The organism is Pseudoalteromonas sp. NCCP-2140 (assembly GCF_023708065.1).
In the GTDB taxonomy this organism is placed as follows: Bacteria; Pseudomonadota; Gammaproteobacteria; order Enterobacterales; family Alteromonadaceae; genus Pseudoalteromonas.
The window spans coordinates 85,222-102,918 of sequence record NZ_BRCZ01000009.1; the positions used below are offsets into that span (position 1 = coordinate 85,222).

At 38.1% G+C, this 17,697-nt stretch carries 17 protein-coding genes; 16 read left to right on the forward strand and 1 reads right to left on the reverse strand.

Going from position 1 to position 17,697, the window contains the following annotated elements:
• Window positions 1-252: 252 nt before the first annotated feature.
• The 16 genes from NFU46_RS16215 to NFU46_RS16290 all read left to right on the forward strand — a co-directional run bounded on the left by NFU46_RS16215 (window position 253) and on the right by NFU46_RS16290 (window position 16,256).
• Window positions 253-2,025 carry a hypothetical protein gene (locus NFU46_RS16215; RefSeq protein ID WP_251603241.1) on the forward strand — a complete coding sequence of 591 codons (1,773 nt, stop codon included), beginning with the start codon at window positions 253-255 and terminating at the stop codon, window positions 2,023-2,025.
• A 78-nt stretch (window positions 2,026-2,103) separates the two neighbouring features.
• The gene (locus NFU46_RS16220) at window positions 2,104-2,826 is read left to right on the forward strand and encodes a thioredoxin domain-containing protein (protein WP_251603244.1); all 723 of its coding nucleotides are present in this window, start codon (window positions 2,104-2,106) and stop codon (window positions 2,824-2,826) included.
• 86 nt (window positions 2,827-2,912) lie between these two features.
• Complete coding sequence (gene gspG / locus NFU46_RS16225) at window positions 2,913-3,320, forward strand: type II secretion system major pseudopilin GspG (RefSeq protein WP_251603247.1); 408 nt, start codon at window positions 2,913-2,915, stop codon at window positions 3,318-3,320.
• Entirely contained in the window at window positions 3,307-4,968 is a 1,662-nt protein-coding gene (locus tag NFU46_RS16230) for a GspE/PulE family protein (RefSeq protein ID WP_251603250.1), read from the forward strand. The genes gspG and NFU46_RS16230 overlap by 14 nt, the downstream gene beginning before the upstream one ends.
• A complete protein-coding gene (locus NFU46_RS16235) occupies window positions 4,965-6,155 on the forward strand; it encodes a type II secretion system F family protein (protein ID WP_251603253.1) in 1,191 nt (396 codons plus the stop codon). The genes NFU46_RS16230 and NFU46_RS16235 overlap by 4 nt, the downstream gene beginning before the upstream one ends.
• The gene (locus NFU46_RS16240; RefSeq protein WP_251603255.1) at window positions 6,142-6,606 is read left to right on the forward strand and encodes a Tfp pilus assembly protein FimT/FimU; all 465 of its coding nucleotides are present in this window, start codon (window positions 6,142-6,144) and stop codon (window positions 6,604-6,606) included. The genes NFU46_RS16235 and NFU46_RS16240 overlap by 14 nt, the downstream gene beginning before the upstream one ends.
• Window positions 6,587-7,003 carry a type II secretion system protein J gene (locus NFU46_RS16245; RefSeq protein ID WP_251603258.1) on the forward strand — a complete coding sequence of 139 codons (417 nt, stop codon included), beginning with the start codon at window positions 6,587-6,589 and terminating at the stop codon, window positions 7,001-7,003. Before NFU46_RS16240 ends, NFU46_RS16245 begins: the two co-directional genes overlap by 20 nt.
• On the forward strand, window positions 6,984-7,664 hold the full coding sequence (locus tag NFU46_RS16250; protein WP_251603261.1) for a type II secretion system protein J: 681 nt from the start codon (window positions 6,984-6,986) through the stop codon (window positions 7,662-7,664). The genes NFU46_RS16245 and NFU46_RS16250 overlap by 20 nt, the downstream gene beginning before the upstream one ends.
• Window positions 7,648-8,484 (forward strand): general secretion pathway protein GspK, encoded by an 837-nt coding sequence (locus tag NFU46_RS16255; protein WP_251603263.1) that lies wholly within the window; start codon window positions 7,648-7,650, stop codon window positions 8,482-8,484. Before NFU46_RS16250 ends, NFU46_RS16255 begins: the two co-directional genes overlap by 17 nt.
• Window positions 8,485-8,594: 110 nt before the next feature.
• Entirely contained in the window at window positions 8,595-9,440 is an 846-nt protein-coding gene (locus NFU46_RS16260) for a hypothetical protein (RefSeq protein WP_251603265.1), read from the forward strand.
• Complete coding sequence (locus NFU46_RS16265; RefSeq protein WP_217875129.1) at window positions 9,437-9,979, forward strand: hypothetical protein; 543 nt, start codon at window positions 9,437-9,439, stop codon at window positions 9,977-9,979. The genes NFU46_RS16260 and NFU46_RS16265 overlap by 4 nt, the downstream gene beginning before the upstream one ends.
• A complete protein-coding gene (locus tag NFU46_RS16270) occupies window positions 9,976-10,470 on the forward strand; it encodes a hypothetical protein (protein ID WP_251603267.1) in 495 nt (164 codons plus the stop codon). The genes NFU46_RS16265 and NFU46_RS16270 overlap by 4 nt, the downstream gene beginning before the upstream one ends.
• Window positions 10,460-12,481: a secretin N-terminal domain-containing protein gene (locus tag NFU46_RS16275; RefSeq protein WP_251603269.1), complete on the forward strand. Its 2,022-nt coding sequence runs from the start codon at window positions 10,460-10,462 to the stop codon at window positions 12,479-12,481. The genes NFU46_RS16270 and NFU46_RS16275 overlap by 11 nt, the downstream gene beginning before the upstream one ends.
• 7 nt (window positions 12,482-12,488) lie before the next feature.
• Window positions 12,489-13,730, forward strand: coding sequence for a colanic acid biosynthesis pyruvyl transferase WcaK (wcaK, locus tag NFU46_RS16280; protein WP_251603271.1), 1,242 nt, complete (start codon window positions 12,489-12,491; stop codon window positions 13,728-13,730).
• Window positions 13,730-14,965, forward strand: a complete 1,236-nt coding sequence (locus NFU46_RS16285) for a glycosyltransferase (protein ID WP_251603273.1) — start codon at window positions 13,730-13,732, stop codon at window positions 14,963-14,965. The genes wcaK and NFU46_RS16285 overlap by 1 nt, the downstream gene beginning before the upstream one ends.
• On the forward strand, window positions 14,955-16,256 hold the full coding sequence (locus tag NFU46_RS16290) for an oligosaccharide flippase family protein (protein ID WP_251603276.1): 1,302 nt from the start codon (window positions 14,955-14,957) through the stop codon (window positions 16,254-16,256). The genes NFU46_RS16285 and NFU46_RS16290 overlap by 11 nt, the downstream gene beginning before the upstream one ends.
• Before the next feature lie 42 nt (window positions 16,257-16,298).
• On the opposite strand, the gene NFU46_RS16295 is transcribed toward NFU46_RS16290, so the two are convergent.
• Window positions 16,299-17,663, reverse strand: a complete 1,365-nt coding sequence (locus tag NFU46_RS16295) for a BNR-4 repeat-containing protein (protein WP_251603279.1) — start codon at window positions 17,661-17,663, stop codon at window positions 16,299-16,301.
• Window positions 17,664-17,697: the final 34 nt, after the last annotated feature.

The following is a 17,697-nucleotide window of genomic DNA, read 5'->3' on the forward strand; positions in this document are numbered from 1 at the left end:
TATTTATTCTACTTGAACATAATTGTTAAATTTTCCAACAATCACTTGTTCAGCAAATATTAAGTCTTTTTTTAATTTGCTCTTGAATAAACGAGATTTACTTATCATAATTAGCGGGCCTGAGTTGATACTGCTTATTTTTAGGAGTGTCGGACGGGCTCTTTACATTATTAAATTGTTTGTTAGAATCAAGAGGTTTTAACAAACTTTATATTAGAAACTAAAGTGTCCACCGGATACAAGGAGATAAAAATGAAGCGTTTTAATAAAATCGCTCTAATCCCAGCTGCTATCGCTGCTGGTCTAGCTAGCAACGCGTACGCAGGTACTGAAGCATGTTTTGAAATCTACAAAGCAGGCGCAGTTGAAGGTCACACAGCTTTATTCGCTGGTGCATCTTGTGGCACACGTGGCGCGGCAGCAGACGCTAATACAGTTAAAACTGTTGACGAAATGTCAGCTGCTTACGAGTTAACTAAGTCTTTACCAATCGATTTCGGTGATATCGTTGGTGATGCTTCTAACTCAGAACAACAAATTGTTTACATCCCAACAACAGATATCCCTGGCGGTACTAACATCGTTATCAAACTAGATGGCGCTGTTTTCGATGGTAACGCGAACCAAATCCACCTAGTAAAAGACGACGGCGGCATTTCTGCTGTTGCTTCTTCAGATGGTACAGTTGACGGTGCAGGTACTATCACGTTCCTAACTAAAGCTGGTATCACTATCGGTGCAGGTACTCGTTTAGCGTTCTCTCGCGTTTCAACTTCTGTAGACCCAGTTGGTATCAAGATCGCTAACGATCAGTGTACTACTGATTCAGCAACTAAAACAGTTACTATCGCAGCAACTAACGCTAAAACAGATGGTGGCACAGGTTATGACATCATCGGTGGTATCTCTAAAGCGACTGATTTAGTTGATATCTCTGCACAGTTCTACGCTCTAAACGGTGGCACTACTGCAGACGTTGACGTAAATGCTGAAAGCTCAAATGCTGACAACACTGCAATCGTTGCTCGTACTGAGTTCGTTTTCGATTCTGACCGTACTAAGCAATTAACAGCTACTAAGACACAAGCTATCTACAAGACAGCTTTCTATGACCGTGCACCTACTTTAGACCGTGCGATCACTCTTACTGCTAACGACCACCTAGAAACTCAATTTGTTGCAACTTCAGAGCCAGGTTCAACTGTTAAAATGGGTCTTTACAATGGTCGCATCGTAGGTTCAGGTAGCACTGATACTGCACTAGTTACTCAAGAGCCTGTACAAACTGGTACTACTTGGGGTTCATTTGGTTTAACTAAAGCTACTGCTCCAGTTTACAACACTGAAGCTTTAGATGTGTTCACTCCAGACGTAACTAATGGCGCTAATGCTGAAACTAACCCAGCAGCTGCTACAAGCAACTTATTCGGTGCTAACTACAACGAAATGTTCTATGCTGTAACTAACACTCCAGCTACAGGCATCATGAACTTCAACTACGATGTGAACACACACTACACACTAGATTTTGCTAACACTAGCTACAACGATCACTGTGCTGCTGACAAGTTCACTCACAACATCGATGTAAACGGTGCGGTACTTAAAGTTCCTTACGCTGTAAACGGTGAAGGTAACTTCGTACGTGTAACTAACGAACACGACGAAGCTGCAGAAGTTACTGTAGACGTATTCGGTGAGTCAGACAACGGTAACACTGGTAACCGTAAAGTAACTGCAGTTAAGCTTGGTACTGTTCCAGCTAAATCTTCAGTTGTTTACTTCGTTCCAGAACTAATCGACGAAGCTGTTAGCCAGAAGAGCTACGCTGGTGCTGACGGCGGTTACGCTGCTGGTTCACTAGGTACTGATGGTGCTAACGCTGCATCTAACGCAAACCGTCACACTTTAACATTCACTGTAACTGCACCTCGTGACACTGTACACGGTGTATCTGTACAGCGTGTTCTTGGTGGTTCTGACCGTGTAATGCCAGTTCTTGACCAAAACGAATGGAGCCAGTAATTAATAATTACTAGCTACTAAGTTATGCTATAAACCCTCGCCTAGGCGGGGGTTTTTTTTACCTAAAATGGAGTAATAATGAAAAAGCTTTTTGTATTAGCAAGTGTCTTGGGAGCATTGTCAGGCTGTGCTTCAACACAAGACTCTAATGAAGTAACTGCGCTTAAAAATGAAATTGCAGAACTGAAAAAAGTGCAAAGACAAGTAGCAATAAAGGTAGGCTTAGCAGAGCTTGTTAGACCAGATAAAATTGAGCTATCAAGCGAAGGGATTTGGATTGGTTCAGAATCTGCCGATGTGGTAATGCTTGAATTTACAGACCTCCATTGCCCGTATTGTAAAAAGTTTCAAAAAGAGACATGGCCAAAGTTAAAAGAGCAGTTTGTCGATACGAATCAACTTGGTGTATTGGCAAGAGAACTACCTCTATCTAATATTCATCCTAAAGCACCATACGCTGCCGTAATGCTACGTTGTGCAAATCAACAAGGGCAATATGAAGCTGTAAAAGAGCAATTATTTGACTTAGGTAGTGCAATTACTGACTCTGATATTGCAGATGTAATCAAAGAAAATCAACTTGACGAAGAGCAATTTAATGCATGTTTAGCTGACACTAAAACACATAACTTAGTCACAAACTCACTTAACGATGCGGTCTCACTAGGTTTAGGCTCAACACCTGTATTTATCATTGGTAAAAAAGAAGGTAATTACATCACAAACTATGAAATTGTGATGGGAGCTAAATCAGTTGAAGATTTCACAGCTGTTATTGAACGAGTAAAGTCGTCTAAGTAAATCTTCTTGTTGCATCGTCAACTAGCTATGGTAAATTTATGGGGCCTTATAGGTCCCTAATTTTAATTGCCTCTCAGGGAAAATTCATGAAAACTAAAAAAAATTATGCAGGCTTCACGCTTGTTGAGCTTTTAATCGTTATGGTTATTTTAGGCCTATTAGCTTCAATTGTAGCGCCAAGGATGTTTAGCAAAGTTGACTCTGCTCGTGAGGGAACAGCAAAAGCACAAATGCAAGTTTTAGCTACGGCCCTTGATTCATATCGTTTAGATATTGGCTACTACCCTGAAGACCTCAATGAGTTACTAAATAGCGATAAAAATATGTGGGATGGCCCATATTTTCCTCAAAAGATCCCACTTGATCCGTGGGGGAATGCTTATTTTTATTCACCAAAATCAGAAGAAAATAACTCAGAAATGTTCGTACTGAAAAGTTATGGGCGTGATGGTAAACCTGGTGGTGAAGGTGAAGACGCTGATGTGGAATACTAAAGTTCAGGAATATGTTGTAGAGCATGAACTGTTAGATTCAAAAAGGCTAAAACAAGCACTTGAATACCAATCTACAAGTAATGATTTTTTAGATGTTCTTTTATTAAATTCAGGCTGGATTGATGAAGAGCAACTTTGTGATATGTATGCTGCTTTGCTTAAATGCTCTAAATGGCAGAGACCTTTGGCACTTGACCATACCAATGTGAAGCAGCTTAGTAACATCAATACAGACTTTTTAATTGAAAACCATCTTCTTCCTTTAGAAATTGACGATAAAACTATAAAGCTAGGTTTTGCCTCTCCTCATAATAATGATGGGTTAGATTATCTAAGATTTATTGGTTTAAATATTGAGTTTTATGCGTTAACCAAAAAAGACTTTGAACTGCTTAGTGAGCAGTTTAATGCGATTTCAGTTGAACAGCCTGAGCTAGTTGTTTCTTCTGATAACCTTGCAATGCTTAAAGAGCTAGCTTTAGGTGCGCCAACCGTTAACTTAGTGAATAGCCTCATCAACAAGGGTGTAAAACTAGGCGCATCAGACTTACATATTGAGCCGGTAGATGGAAGATACAGAGCACGCTACCGTATCGATGGAATTTTAAAAGAAGCTGACCCAATTCCCCTAAGCCTGCAGTTAGCAGTAATCTCGCGTATCAAAATTTTATCTGGTATGGATATAGCCGAAAAAAGGCGTCCTCAAGATGGCAAAATCGAGATGAAAGCCGGCTCGACGGATTTAGACATCCGTTGTTCAACACTACCACTTGGTTTTGGTGAAAGTGTAGTTATGCGTTTCTTAATTAAGAATGCTGTGAAATTTGACTTAGAAAGGCTAGGTTATTCGGAAGATTTAATTAGCTTCATTAATGAAGATTTAAAGCGTACGTCCGGTGTTATTCTCATGACTGGCCCAACTGGTTCTGGTAAAACAACATCACTTTACTCATTTTTAAATAAAATGAATAAACCTGATGTAAAAATCGTGACTCTAGAAGATCCTGTTGAATATCAGCTTCCAGGTATAAACCAAGTACAAGTAAATTCAGAGATCGGCTTTGACTTCTCGGCTGGTTTAAGAAGTATTGTTCGTCAGGATCCCGACGTAATTATGGTTGGTGAGATCCGTGATAATGAAACTGCAAAAATTGCATTACAATCAGCATTAACTGGTCACCTGGTATTTAGTACAGTCCATACCAATGACGCGCCATCAGCCTATACCCGATTAATGGATTTAGGTATTGAAGAATATTTGTTAAATGCAGGTTTAGTGTCAATTATGGCACAACGTCTTGCTAGAACCCTTTGCTCTCACTGTAAAAAGCCTTTAGACCAGGAAGAAAGCCAGCTGCAATTTGAAAAGTATGGTTTACATTCGTTGAATCAAGCACAATACGCCGGACTGCATCAAGCGGTAGGTTGTGAACACTGTGAGCATACCGGTTACGCCGGTCGAGTGGCGTTTTTAGAGTACTTACCATGCGATAATGACGTTAAGCGCTTAGCTAAAGATGAAAAGTTACTCGATAACTTATACCAGCTTATGGCAGATAAGAAGCTCCGTAGTTTGAAACAAGATGGAATGTTAAAAGCACTTCAAGGAAAAACCACTATTGAAGAAGTGATGAGGGTAGCTGGGTGAACCAACTATTTAAGTTTAAAGCTTATACCAAAACAGGTGAATTAACTGAAGGCGAGCTGCATGCCGAAAATGAGGCTGCAGCCATACAGGCTTTAAAAAAAGACTATAAACTTGTTGTAAAGCTATCACCTGAAAAACAAGGCTTTAAGCGAAAGAGGGTAACCCTAGCAGATATGGAGCAGTCGACAAATCAGTTGTCTACGCTTCTTAAAAATGGTTTGAAAATAGATAAAGCGCTAATTGTTTTAGCTAAGTCGAATAGTCAATCTGCAATGGGGGCTATTTGGAATGGCGTACTTAGTGATATAAAACAAGGCGACCTTTTAAGCGACGCGTTAGGCAAAAGACCTGAAGTATTTTCGACCTTATTTGTTGAGATGGTAAAAATTGGTGAAAGCACAGGTAACCTTCCACAAGTTTTCTCTCGCTTAAGTCAAAACCTACAATTTCAAAACGCATTACGAAGTAAAATGATTCAGGCTATTACTTACCCATTTTTCATTTTAATTGTTTGCGTGCTAGCAATTTGGGCCATTTTTAATTTTGTTATACCCAGCATGTCTTCAATGTTTGATTCTGTTGAGGATATACCAAGTTACACCCAATTTTTAATTGATGCCTCTAACTGGGTGCAAAGCTATCAAGTGCATATGCTATTAATAATTATGGCAATTGCTGTTGGTATTGTTTCAGCGCTGCGAAAACCTACCTTAAAAACGAAGTTACTTGAAGCAACTGTGGCATTGCCTCTTATAAAAACAATTATTAAACAATCAGACAAAATAAGATTCTCTACTGCACTGCAACTGACACTCGAAAGCGGTGTGAGTTTGTCATCTGGTTTAGAGCTTGCAGCAGAGACAGTTATAAACCCTGTTTTAAGAGATAAACTCAGAAAAAGTGTTATTTCTGTATCTTCAGGGAGTGAGTTAAGTACAGAGTTAGCAAAGTTAGGACTGTTTGATGATATTGGCATTTCACTCATTTCAGTTGGTGAGGAAAGTGGTACTTTAACTAGTTCGTTTACTGAAATATCACAACGTTCACGTTTAAGCTTTGAGCAATGGTTAACACGCTTTACAGCAATGCTTGAGCCGCTGTTAATCCTTTTTATGGGCGGTATAGTTGGCTCTGTCGTAATCACCATGTTACTGAGTATAGTGTCTATAAACGATGTATCGTTCTAAAAGCGCTGGCTTCACACTTGTTGAGTTATTAATTGTTATGGTCCTAATAGGCCTAGCTAGCTCTTTTGTGTTGCCTAATATGTGGCAACAACTTGAGCAAACAAAGCGCTACGGAGAGCGTAAGCAGCTAATCGAAGCGGTCAAGTTTGCTAAGCAATATAGTGTATATAAAGGAGTAGAGCTGAGAATAGTTGCAAACGACAAATTGTTAGAAATCAAAAATGTTACAAAGACTGAAAACCTCTCTTCTAGCCAAGCTTCAGAGCTAGAAAAAACAGAAGGGAATAAATCGGAAAATATCACGGCAGATACTGTCCTAAAAAAAATCACTTTTGAAACAATTTCGCTAGAAAGCTCAACCTATGTTGTCAGTGCTAAAACCTACTTCAAAAAATTAGCAATTAAAGCAACTTTCGATAATAAGAATGAAAATGAAATTATTGAAATATAATCGCGGTATGACGCTAATTGAAGTATTGATTGCGTCAGTTATTCTGTTCATTGCAATTAGCGCTATGAGTTATGTTGCTCGCTCAACCTCACTTCATGAAATGCGTTTATCACGCCATATAGATAGAGCTTTGTTAGGTGAGTTTATAAAAGATTATGTTGCATACCAATATCAATATAATGATTCTGAGGCAGGCTCTTATACAATCAACAATAGTGAGTTTACATGGCAAGTAACTGTATTAGATGAAAAACCACCGTTACGAAGTCTATCTAATGAAATATCTGATTCTGATAATCAAAATACAGGTACTTTGATACTTTACGAAATTCAGGTAAAGGTCAAAAATGAAGAAAAAGTCATATTGAGAGTAAAAGATGTTTATTGGAAGAATTAAGCGGCAAGGAGCTTTTACCCTCGTTGAGGTATTAATCGCGATGGTTATTTTCTCGTTAGTAATGACTCTCGCTGTAAGCAGTTATCGATATTCGATTTTAAATTTAACAAAGCAAGATAAGTCGCGCAGTGTCGATGTATTAACAACTACCAAGCTTATAAATAACCAAATTCGAGCTTTAAAGCCATTTTTTCACACCAATCAAGAAGGAGCTAAAACCCCTTTTTTTATAGGTGGAGAAAAGTCTATGTTGTTTATTACAGAGTCTCCCATTATCGTTTCATCGCCAATCGCCGTGGCAGCGCTAGTAATTGAAGAAAATAGGCTTGAATATTGTGAAGTACCTTTTGGCAGTTTCCCTTTATATCAGCCTCCAAGCACGTTTCCATGTGACGAAAATCTCACTTATCTAGATGCTCACGAAGTTGAAATCAGCTACTTTGGTTGGAAGAATCGTTTTGAGTTAGATGACTTTTACTCAGAGTACCTAAACGTAAATGTTAAACCATCACCAAAGTGGTATAGCACATTTGAAGGGAGTAAAAGAGGGCTTGTTCCTATGTTCGTAAAGATCGCTGGCGATAAAAACTCAGATATTATCCTACAAATCCCAGAGGTTAACCCTTACCAGCAAGGAGCAAGCAATGCGTTTGAAGGCTAAGCAGCAAGGGGTCGCTTTATTTATGGTTCTGATGATTACAGCAATTATGGCCGTAATCATGATTTACATGTCTTCGAAAGGGCAAAACAATGCACGTTTAACGGGTTTAATAAAACAAAATACCGATGCCGTTTTAGAGCTAGAATCAGTACAAGCTGAAATGGTGTTTGATTATATGACTAGCTCATTTGGTATTTTGGGGCCTCGTCGGGACTTCCAAGGGCAACCCGTTTCTAATACGATGACGCAAGACTTTAAAGGCGGCATCAAAGAGCATGAAAATTTCACTGTTAAAGTACAAGATATTGGAGGCTTGGTCTCTATTTTGCCCTATAACGAGAAAGACTTTTTAAACTTATTGGTTAACAATGGTTTAAGCCCAGAGCTGGTTCCACGTATAAAGGATAGACTCAAAGATTGGCAAGATGTAGATGACTTAACTCGTATCGAAGGGGCAGAAAAAGGAGATTACGCCGAACCTAACCTGCCAACTAACGATACTATACAGAGTGTAAAAGAACTCGAATATATTATTGAAGATAATGAAATTTACTCGGAAATTGAGCCCTATTTAGTTCTGTATTCAGGGGATTACATTGTTCGACAATACATGCCGAATTCTTTATACTCTGCCCTTGGTCTTACGGTCCCTGATGAGCAAAATGCTTCTATGGAAGGGAGTAGTTACCCAAGTGGTCGATACAAAATAGAAATAACGTTTACTAAAAACTTATCGATTACTAAATCGTTTACGCTACTGAGAGGGGTTGACTCCTTTCGTCCATATTTTATAACTGATGATGAGCTAATTTTTCAATAATGAAACGCCTGTTACAAAAGTTACGCTTAACTTCTTCGTTATGTCACTATAAATATCACCTAACAGCAGACCTTGAAGTTAAAAATACAGCCTATAAAAAGTCTGCAAGTATGCTGCTAACAGCATGTTTTCTTGATAGGGATTTATTTTGGGCAACAACAAGAACCTACAATAACACTAATTTGTTGCAACTTAACGCCATCATTAAAGCTGAAAAATTTCAGCTACCGCCGATGGAAGGGCATTTTAGTTGGAGCATTCAGAGCGTAACTAATAACTCTATAGAGATAAGTTACTTTGTTGTTCCTGAGCATGTCATGAATAAAGTTCCTCGTGACTGTAAGTTAATCTTACCTCTGTTTGATAGAGTAGAAGAGCAAAGTCTATACCCTTTATCAATTCAACATAATAACAAGCCGAGTAAGCTAAAAGCTATTGAAGATATTCAATGGCTTAATTTGCCAGGGCTTTTTATTAATAAAAAGAATGCCTCAGGAAAAGTAGAAAAGCTTAAAACCCGTCAATTGATTATTTCTCTTGTCAGTATTCTTAGCTTAACAGGAATCGCATTAAGCGCTTATCTATTACTAGCTACTAGTTACTATGAATCTGTTAAAGAAGATCACCGAGAAAGTGTTAATCAAGTGCTTGCACTAAAACAAGAGTTTAATAATAAGCAGCAGCAAACAACAGAGCTGGTTAAGTTTTTGAATGAAAACCCTAACGTGTTAGATGTATTTAGTCGCTTGGGTATTTCTTCAAATGATATTTTTATTGAGCGGTTGAACATTATCAATACGGGTTTTCGGATGAGTGGCTCCTCTAGTAGCTCAGCAACAAAACTACTAGAACAACTAATCCAGTCTCCTTCGGTTGATGAGGCTAAATTCACTAGACCAGTAACTAAAAATAGCTTAGATGAAGAGGTATTTTCGATTGAGGTGGTATGGAAATGAACAAGGATGCTATTTCAATAAAAACGGTTGGTTTAAGCTTAATTGCTTTATTACTTTCTTTAGAGTTTATTTTTTTTCCATGGTTAGACTGGTTAGATAACAAAAAACAGGAATTAAATAGCGTAAAAGCGTTCGTTAATAAACAGCAACGAGCTCTCGACTCAAAAGACAACATAGAAAATTACCTTGAAGAGTTTAATAAGCACCTTGGTGAATTTGATAAAATCCCTACGCTTGAGAAAAACCAAGATCCATCTTTATTTTGGTTAAATGCTGTTGATTCGGTAATAGCCAAGTATGAGGTCAGTATTGATAATAAAGCTCCTCAACGCGAAGTGAAGATAAATGATACGTACGCTGTTTACACGGGCAGGTTAAATCTTTCGGGTGATGGAAATTTAATTCTCAACTTACTTTTTGAGCTTGAAAATATTGAGTATGGCAATCGCGTAAGGCAAATTTCAATGTTCCGAGATAAAGCTAAGCCAGATCTAATTAGAGCCAACATTGAATTTTTACGAGTGTATAAAAAACAATGAAAAATATTTTAATTTTAATCTTGGCGGTACTTGGTATTTTATTTTGGGCCGGAGACTTTCTTCTTGATAATCCTTCGAGCTCAGATAAATCAAAAGATGAGCCATTGCCTGTCATTACAAAGAATATAAGCGCAAAGCAATTCGATGTTAAGGGGTTTGCGGACATCTTGGGGATTAATTTTTCGCGTATTCAAGACGAACAAGAAGAAGCCTTGCCAGATGTTTTTGATGTTACAGTTTCTTTAATCTCTATTCATACCTCAGGCGGCTTCGCAAAAGCGAGGTTGAGAATTAAAGGTGATAATAATAAAGAAACTGTGGTTGACGCTGTTAAAGGTGATACATTTCATTCTTTAGAATTAAAGTCGATAATGTCGACAGGCGTTGAGTTAATAAATAACGAAAAAGAGTACTTGTTAAAGATGTATAAGCCACAGGTCATTAATATCACAAGGACTGAGAACGTAGAGGAAGTTTCAAATGAAAAGTAGTCCATATAAAAGCACGCTTTTACTTGCACTAGCGTTAGCCGTGTCTGGATGTGTTCAAACTGGTGGACTGCAAGGAAAGGATCTAAAGGTTGAAAGATCTATCCTAAAACAAGACCTAACCAAAAATGAATCTCAGCCAGAAGTTGCCCAAAGTGATGAGGCTCCAAATAGCTTTAATGCTGTTAAAGTACAGGATTTAGGCGGTATCTCAAAATTAAAAGAAGATGCGAAAAAACCACCAGAACTAACTGGTGAGCCAATTACGTTTGCTGCTGATGAAATCTCAGTAAAAGAGTTTACAAGTCGTGTATTTGACGAGCTTTTAAATTTAAATTATGTGGTGGCTCCGCAGCTAGCTGCCTCTAATGACAAAATTACCTTAAATATTTCTTCACCAATTGAGCGCTCTGAATTTTACAAAGTAGTTGTGAAAACGCTTGAAGAAAGCGCTATTCAGACACTTCGTAAAGACGACATCATTTATTTATCTAAAGTGACCGGTAGCTCGCAGAAAAACTCAATTGGCATTGGTATAGGCGGTGAAGCGACAGATGTGCCAGATATGGCTGGTGCAATCACTCAAATTGTTCCTTATGTATATAGCGGCAGTCGAAATATTTCTAGCATAATGGGTAAACTCTCAACTGCAACAATTACCGTACAATCACAGCAAAAGCTTATTATTGTTGAAGGTGATCGTGCTGAAATTCTTAGAGCGTTACGAATCATTAAAATGCTTGATGTGCCTAGAGCGTATGGCCGTGAAATTCGTCTTGTTGAGTTTGCTCATATTTCTCCAATTGAAGGTATTGAGCAAATACGTGAATTATTAGCTGAAGATGGCATGCTTGTTTCAACTGACGGTGATGTATCGTTTGTGCCAATTCCTAGAATTAATGCGTTTGTTGCATATGCTGCAAATGAAGAAATAGTAAATCGTATTATTTTTTGGGCAAACAAAATTGATGTGCCGATTGCCGGTGATGAAAGGCAGTACTTTGTATATAAACCAAAATATGCCAAAGCAGAAACCATGCTCGAGTCGATTAGTAGTTTGTTACTTGGTGGTTCAAATAGAAGTGCAGCAACGAATCAAGAACAAGGGAGTGCTGAGCAAGGAAGCAGGGGGCGTAAGACCTCTGTTGATGCAGGTCCAATGCGATTTAGTTTAGATCGCCAACAAAATGCACTGATTTTTTACACCACCAATGATGAGTACCGTTTGGTTGAATCATTACTTAAAAAAATGGATGTTTTACCAGGCCAAGTTATCTTAGATGTGACTATCCTTGAAGTTAATTTAAGTGACGATATGTCGTCGGGTATCGATTGGGTTTATAACTCATTAAGTGAAGACAGTGACAGCACGCTGTTAAACCTTGCAAGCAGTGGTTCAATTTCTTCAACGATTATCAAAGGGGATTGGCAAGCTAAACTTAATTGGAGCAATAGTAAAGGTAACACGCGTGTTCTATCAAGACCTTACATGATCGTAAGAGACGGTGAGTCTGCGAGTATTTCTTCAGGTGATCAGGTGCCAATCGTGACACAAACGGTAGAAGATATTGGTGATAGCAACTCTGTTTCAAACTCTATTCAATATCGCTCTACGGGTGTAAATGTAGCTATCACTCCTATTATTAATTCTCAAGGTGTTATTTCATTGAGTGTTGCTATGTCTGTAAGTAATGCACAACCAAATGAAACCAGTGGCGCTGATACACCTGTTATAACTAACAGAGCTATTTCAACTGAAATTTTATCGGCTGATGGCCAAACTGTTGCTCTGGGCGGCCTTATCCAAGAGACAAAAGCAGATAATAACAATGGCGTGCCACTTTTAAGTGAATTACCTTTGTTAGGTGGCTTATTTTCAAGCAAGAGTGATTCAAATAGCCGTACAGAGCTAGTGATGTTAATTACAACTAAAGTTGTGAATGATTCGAGTGAAGTTGATGAGTTTAGCGAAGCAATGTCAAAACTCTATAGCACTCCAATAACGATTAAATGAGTAGTAAATGAAGATTTTAATAGTGGGTAACCACACATGTGGAAACCGCGGTGATGCCGCAATTTTGAGAGGCCTGCTTGCTGAACTAAGAGCGCAAGAGCCTAATATTACAATCGATGCATATAGCAGGTATCCTATTAGCTCTTCCTATATTTTAGGGGAGAAGCTCACTATGGATCCTCTCGATAGCTATCACGACTCAATAAACTCGAAAAAAGATAAGTTTATCAAGAAGTTTTCACGTCGATTTCTTGCTTACTATTTAGCATATAAGTTTAAGAAAGGAGACTCAACAAAGCTACCTAAGCATGTATTAAAACAAATGGAGCATATCCAAACTTATGATGCTGTAATCCAAGTAGGTGGTTCTAACTTTGTTGATTTATATGGGCCTCATCAATTTGAACATGCTTTAAGTGTGCTACATGCTAAAAAACAGCTATTCATGATTGGTCATTCAGTAGGACCATTTAATAGTAAGAATTATGCTAGGTTAGCTAGTTTTGTATTTTCTAAAGTTGAAGACTTAGCACTAAGAGAGCAACTTAGCTTAGAGTTTATGAATAAGGCAGATGTGTGTTCTGACGCAGTAACGGTTGGGGCAGATACTGCTTGGATTGTACCGAACGAAACAGTCGAGTTATCAGCTCATTTGTTAGAGTTGTTTAATGATAAGCCGGTTATTGCAATCACCTTGAGAGAATTAGCCCCTTTTGATAAGCGATTGGGCATAAGTCAGGCTGAATATGAAAAGCAAATCGCCGACCTTGTCGACAACCTAATAGATAAAGGGTATCGAGTTGTTTTTGTTTCGACAGGTACCGGTATTGACAGCTATTGGCGTGATGATCGTATGATCGCATTGAAGGTTAAAGAGTTAGTCAAGCATGATGATTGTCATGTAATTATGGATGAGTTAAATGATGTTCAAATCGGTTCTTTTTTACATCATTGTACATTAACAATTGGAACTAGGTTGCATAGCGCTATTATATCGATGAACTTTGGGACTCCAGCTATTGCTATTAACTATGAGCATAAATCACAAGGCATAATGGCACAATTAGATATGGAAGAGTTATCGAAAGAACTGAAAAGTTTATTTAATGGTGAGTTGCTTAAAACGGCCCTCCACGTTCTTGATAATTTGGATGACATAAAGTTAAAAATGGATGCTCAAGTGGAGAAAGAGCGACAGAAGTGTAGAGATATGGTGACACGTGTTTTAACTAAAATTGAGCAGGGTTAATGAGAGTTACTTTTTTCCTTAATCAATTTCCTGTTGCATCCGAGACCTTTGTAATCAACCAGATCATAGGTTTGATAAATCGTGGTGCTGATGTTCGTATTATCTCTATTTGCAAAGGCGATTTGAGCAATAGCCACAAAGCTGTCAGTGATTATAACTTGTTAGATAAAACAACTTATCTAACGAATGAGTTAGTTACCGATAGCACACTTAAAACACGACTTAAAAGAATTAGTAATGTAGCTTGGCCTCGCAACATCTCAAATAAGTTGGCCGCATTAAACGTTTCTCGCTTTGGTATACATAGCAAGTCATTACTATTGCCGAGTATTGTAACAAGAGCAGAGACACTGATTGAGTCTGATGTGTTTGTTGCTCATTTTGGTACTGCAGCTGTTGTTGCAAACAAAATGCGAGAGCTTGGTTTATTAAAAGGTAAATTGGTTACTGTGTTTCATGGTGCCGATATCTCAGTAAAAGCCATTTTGGATGTTTTCAAGCATGATTATGAAAACCTCTTCAAAACAGGCGAGTTAATGCTGCCTATTAGTGAGCTGTGGCAAAAAAAGCTTATCTCGTTAGGTTGTGCGCCTAATAAGATCACCGTTAATCGTATGGGCATAAATAGTGATCAATTTAAGTGTCGAGAGTTAGATAAGCCTATTTCTAAGCCGCTAAAAATTATTAGTGTCGCTCGCTTCATAGAAAAGAAAGGGTTGGCTGATGCTTTAGATGCAATGGCTGAGTTACAAAAGCGTGGAGTTGATTTTGAATATCAGATTGTTGGTGATGGTGATTTAAAAGCACAGATTATTCAGCAAATCGAACAGCTTCAACTTTCTAACAGCGTAAAACTATTGGGTTTTCAGCCGCAAGAGAAAATAGCGCAGCTGCTAAACGACGCTGATGCTTTCTTATTGCCGTCGGTTGTCGCTGAGAACGGTGATATGGAAGGTATTCCTGTTGCATTAATGGAAGCGATGGCAATGGGCTTAATCACCATTTCTACTTATCATAGTGGCATACCCGAGCTAATTACTCATAATGAGAGTGGTTTACTTGCTCAAGAGCATGCTCCAATAGAACTTGCTGATTCAATAGAAAGACTTGTAAATGGTCAAATCGACATTGAAAAAATGAGAGCAACAGCCAAAGAAAAAGTTGAACAGAATTTTGAGCAGTCCAAGCTATATACTCAATTATTGGATATTCTGGTCACTTTAAATGAGCACTAAGAAGCAAGGCATATGGTTACTAGCGTCATCAGCAATAGCGGGCGCAGTACAGTTTGCTGTCTTTGCAATGTTAGCTTATTACACCAATCCACAAGTGATTGGTGTACTTGCTATAATAAACGTGTTTTTAGCGATTGCCTATCTTGTACAAGATATGGGATTGTCTAACTATTTCATCTACAAACAAACATTAACTCGCTCAGAAAGCTCGGCATTGTACTATACAAACGTATTTTTAGGGGCTGGTGCTGGCGGGCTAATTGCGTTAATTGCTTTGCCAGTTGCAAATTTTTATGAGTCAAAAGATATAGCCGAAAGCTTATACATAATGGCTTTTAACTTTGTTCTGTTAGGCCTAAGCGCACAGTATCAAGCTAATTTTATAAAATCAGAAAAGAACGTCGCACTCGCTAAAATAGATATTGTGACTAAGCTTTGCTTATTAATTTTTACCTTTGGTTTTATAAAAATAGGCATACCGAGCATTTTCCCTTACCTGTATGCATTTTTAGCTACTAACAGCTTAAGATATTTGCTGTTTTTGTTTTTCGCAGAAAAGTCATGGCACCCTACATATAAAGTGGACTTCACAATAGTTAAGCCTGCACTTGCATTTGGCGGTTTTCAAATGGGATCACAAATTTTGAATCAAGTTCGAGCGCAGTTAGATCAACTCATCATTGGTAAGTTAATGGGGGTTGAGGTTCTAGGACTGTATTCATTTGCAAAAGAATTACTTATGCAGCCAATTAAGTTCATTAGGATCCTTATTGCTAGGCTGGTTTACCCAAAGCTTGCAAAATTGCAGGACCAAGGCAAGCAGTTTTACGATACTTTTGACCGTTCAGTAAGGCTCTTAACTGCGATGAACAGTGCTATGTATCTCATCTTCCTTGGTGGACTCACAGTTGCGGTTTGGTTGTTCTTTGAACAGTACCAGCAGTCAATACCTCTTTTATATGCTTTATTTATAATTGGTTGTGTTGCACCGTTCGGCTCATTGCTTGGGATGGCAGCTCAAGCTAAAGGTAATACAAAAATAGAGTTTCAATGGAATCTTCTCTCATCATCAATCAGTATTTGTGTGTTGTTAATATTGACCCAGCTGAAAAGCATCAGTTTGTTTGCTTTTGGCGTTGCAGCATTACAAGTGATTATGACTGCAAGTGCGTTATTCTTCTTCAGTAAAGGGGATAGGGGTTTACCCAAAAGAACATATCTTTTCATGTTCTTAATGAGTGTGCTCATGTATTTGACGGTAAATGGGTTGTACCAGCTGTTTTCAAACTAAGTTTAATACAACCCAGGGCATAAATTATTTTTCCTTTATTACCTAGTCTATGGGTTGTATTAATAGTTCAGACAGTTGTTGTTCATTCACTAAGCTACTTAAATAAAGAGTTAACTTATCAGCAAAAGAGATAACAGAAAGCCTTATATCCTCAGCAGAGCTCGACTGCAATAGCTCACTTTGCCAAGTAGAGCTTGTAAATTCGCGTTTAATTACATAAGCCCCTTCACTTTTTACTGCATAGTAAATAGAGATAGAATCTTCATCTGTGGTGATATCTAAAGTTGCAAAAGTTGTATTGTTGCTAGTTGAAAGTACAACTTCAGGCTTACTCCACTCACCTTGCTCCCAGCGAGTTAACTTAATTTGATGAGTAGAAGCGTTAATTTCTCTGTACGCGATACAAGGAGAGCAGTATGTATCGTCCACAACTAACTTGGCCATTTGAATATATGTATTCTTATTTGGAGAAGAACTTTCATAGATCATGCTGGGGTGGCTTTGAATGCTTTCTAGAGAGACTGGAGGGGTAATTAACGAACCATCTGCAAAATAAAAAGACTGGGCGTCTTCATTATAAGTGATGTAGCTACCATAATACCTTTTGTCACTTGTCGTATTTACAGACCACTGCCATAAAATGTGAATAACCCCATAGCTATCAATATAGATATCATCTGGGTAAACCGGCGCATCAAAAGCGTGTTTACTTTTAGTATTCTCTGCAAAAGTGGCTACTTTATGCCACTTTTTTTGCTGGTGTTTCCACATATAAAGCTCACCCGCACCTTCATAATCAATTATGTCAGCACTAGGTATTATTTGAGGAAGATTACGAACAATCAGGTAAATATCGCCTGTTGGGCTTGTAGTTGCAATGGGATAAGTAAACCTTCCTTGGTTTTTGAAGTTATACTTCAGCTCTAATTCTTCTGTAGATTGTAAATTATTAAAGTAACAACAGCCTTCGATATCATTGTGCATATCTGAAAACAGATGAATAACACCATTGCCATCAACAGCTATACTGGGTTGTTTATGCCCATAATCATCACAATCTCTCCAGAGCTTGCCTTGCTTTAGTGCGTTCAGATACTGCCAGTTTTCATCATTATTTTTGTAGGCGACAGTTACATAATGTGTACTGTTATTTTCGCAATTACTGCTTAGCTCACCTTCGCTGTTAAAAGCAACGTAGAGTGTATTCTCATTACTGGTGATTGGTTTCCACCACCCAGCTCTATTAGAGTCATCAATAGCAAAGGTAGTGACTTTGTCATCTACTTGAGTTTTTTGAGTTATATTCGCTGTTAACTCATTATCTGTGAGATTTTGGCTTTCTGAGTTACATCCGGTTATTAACAGCAAGATGAAAAAAGTGTGCACGTACTTATTCGTGATAAGCATGGTAAATCCCGATTTAAGATTATAGATTGAATAC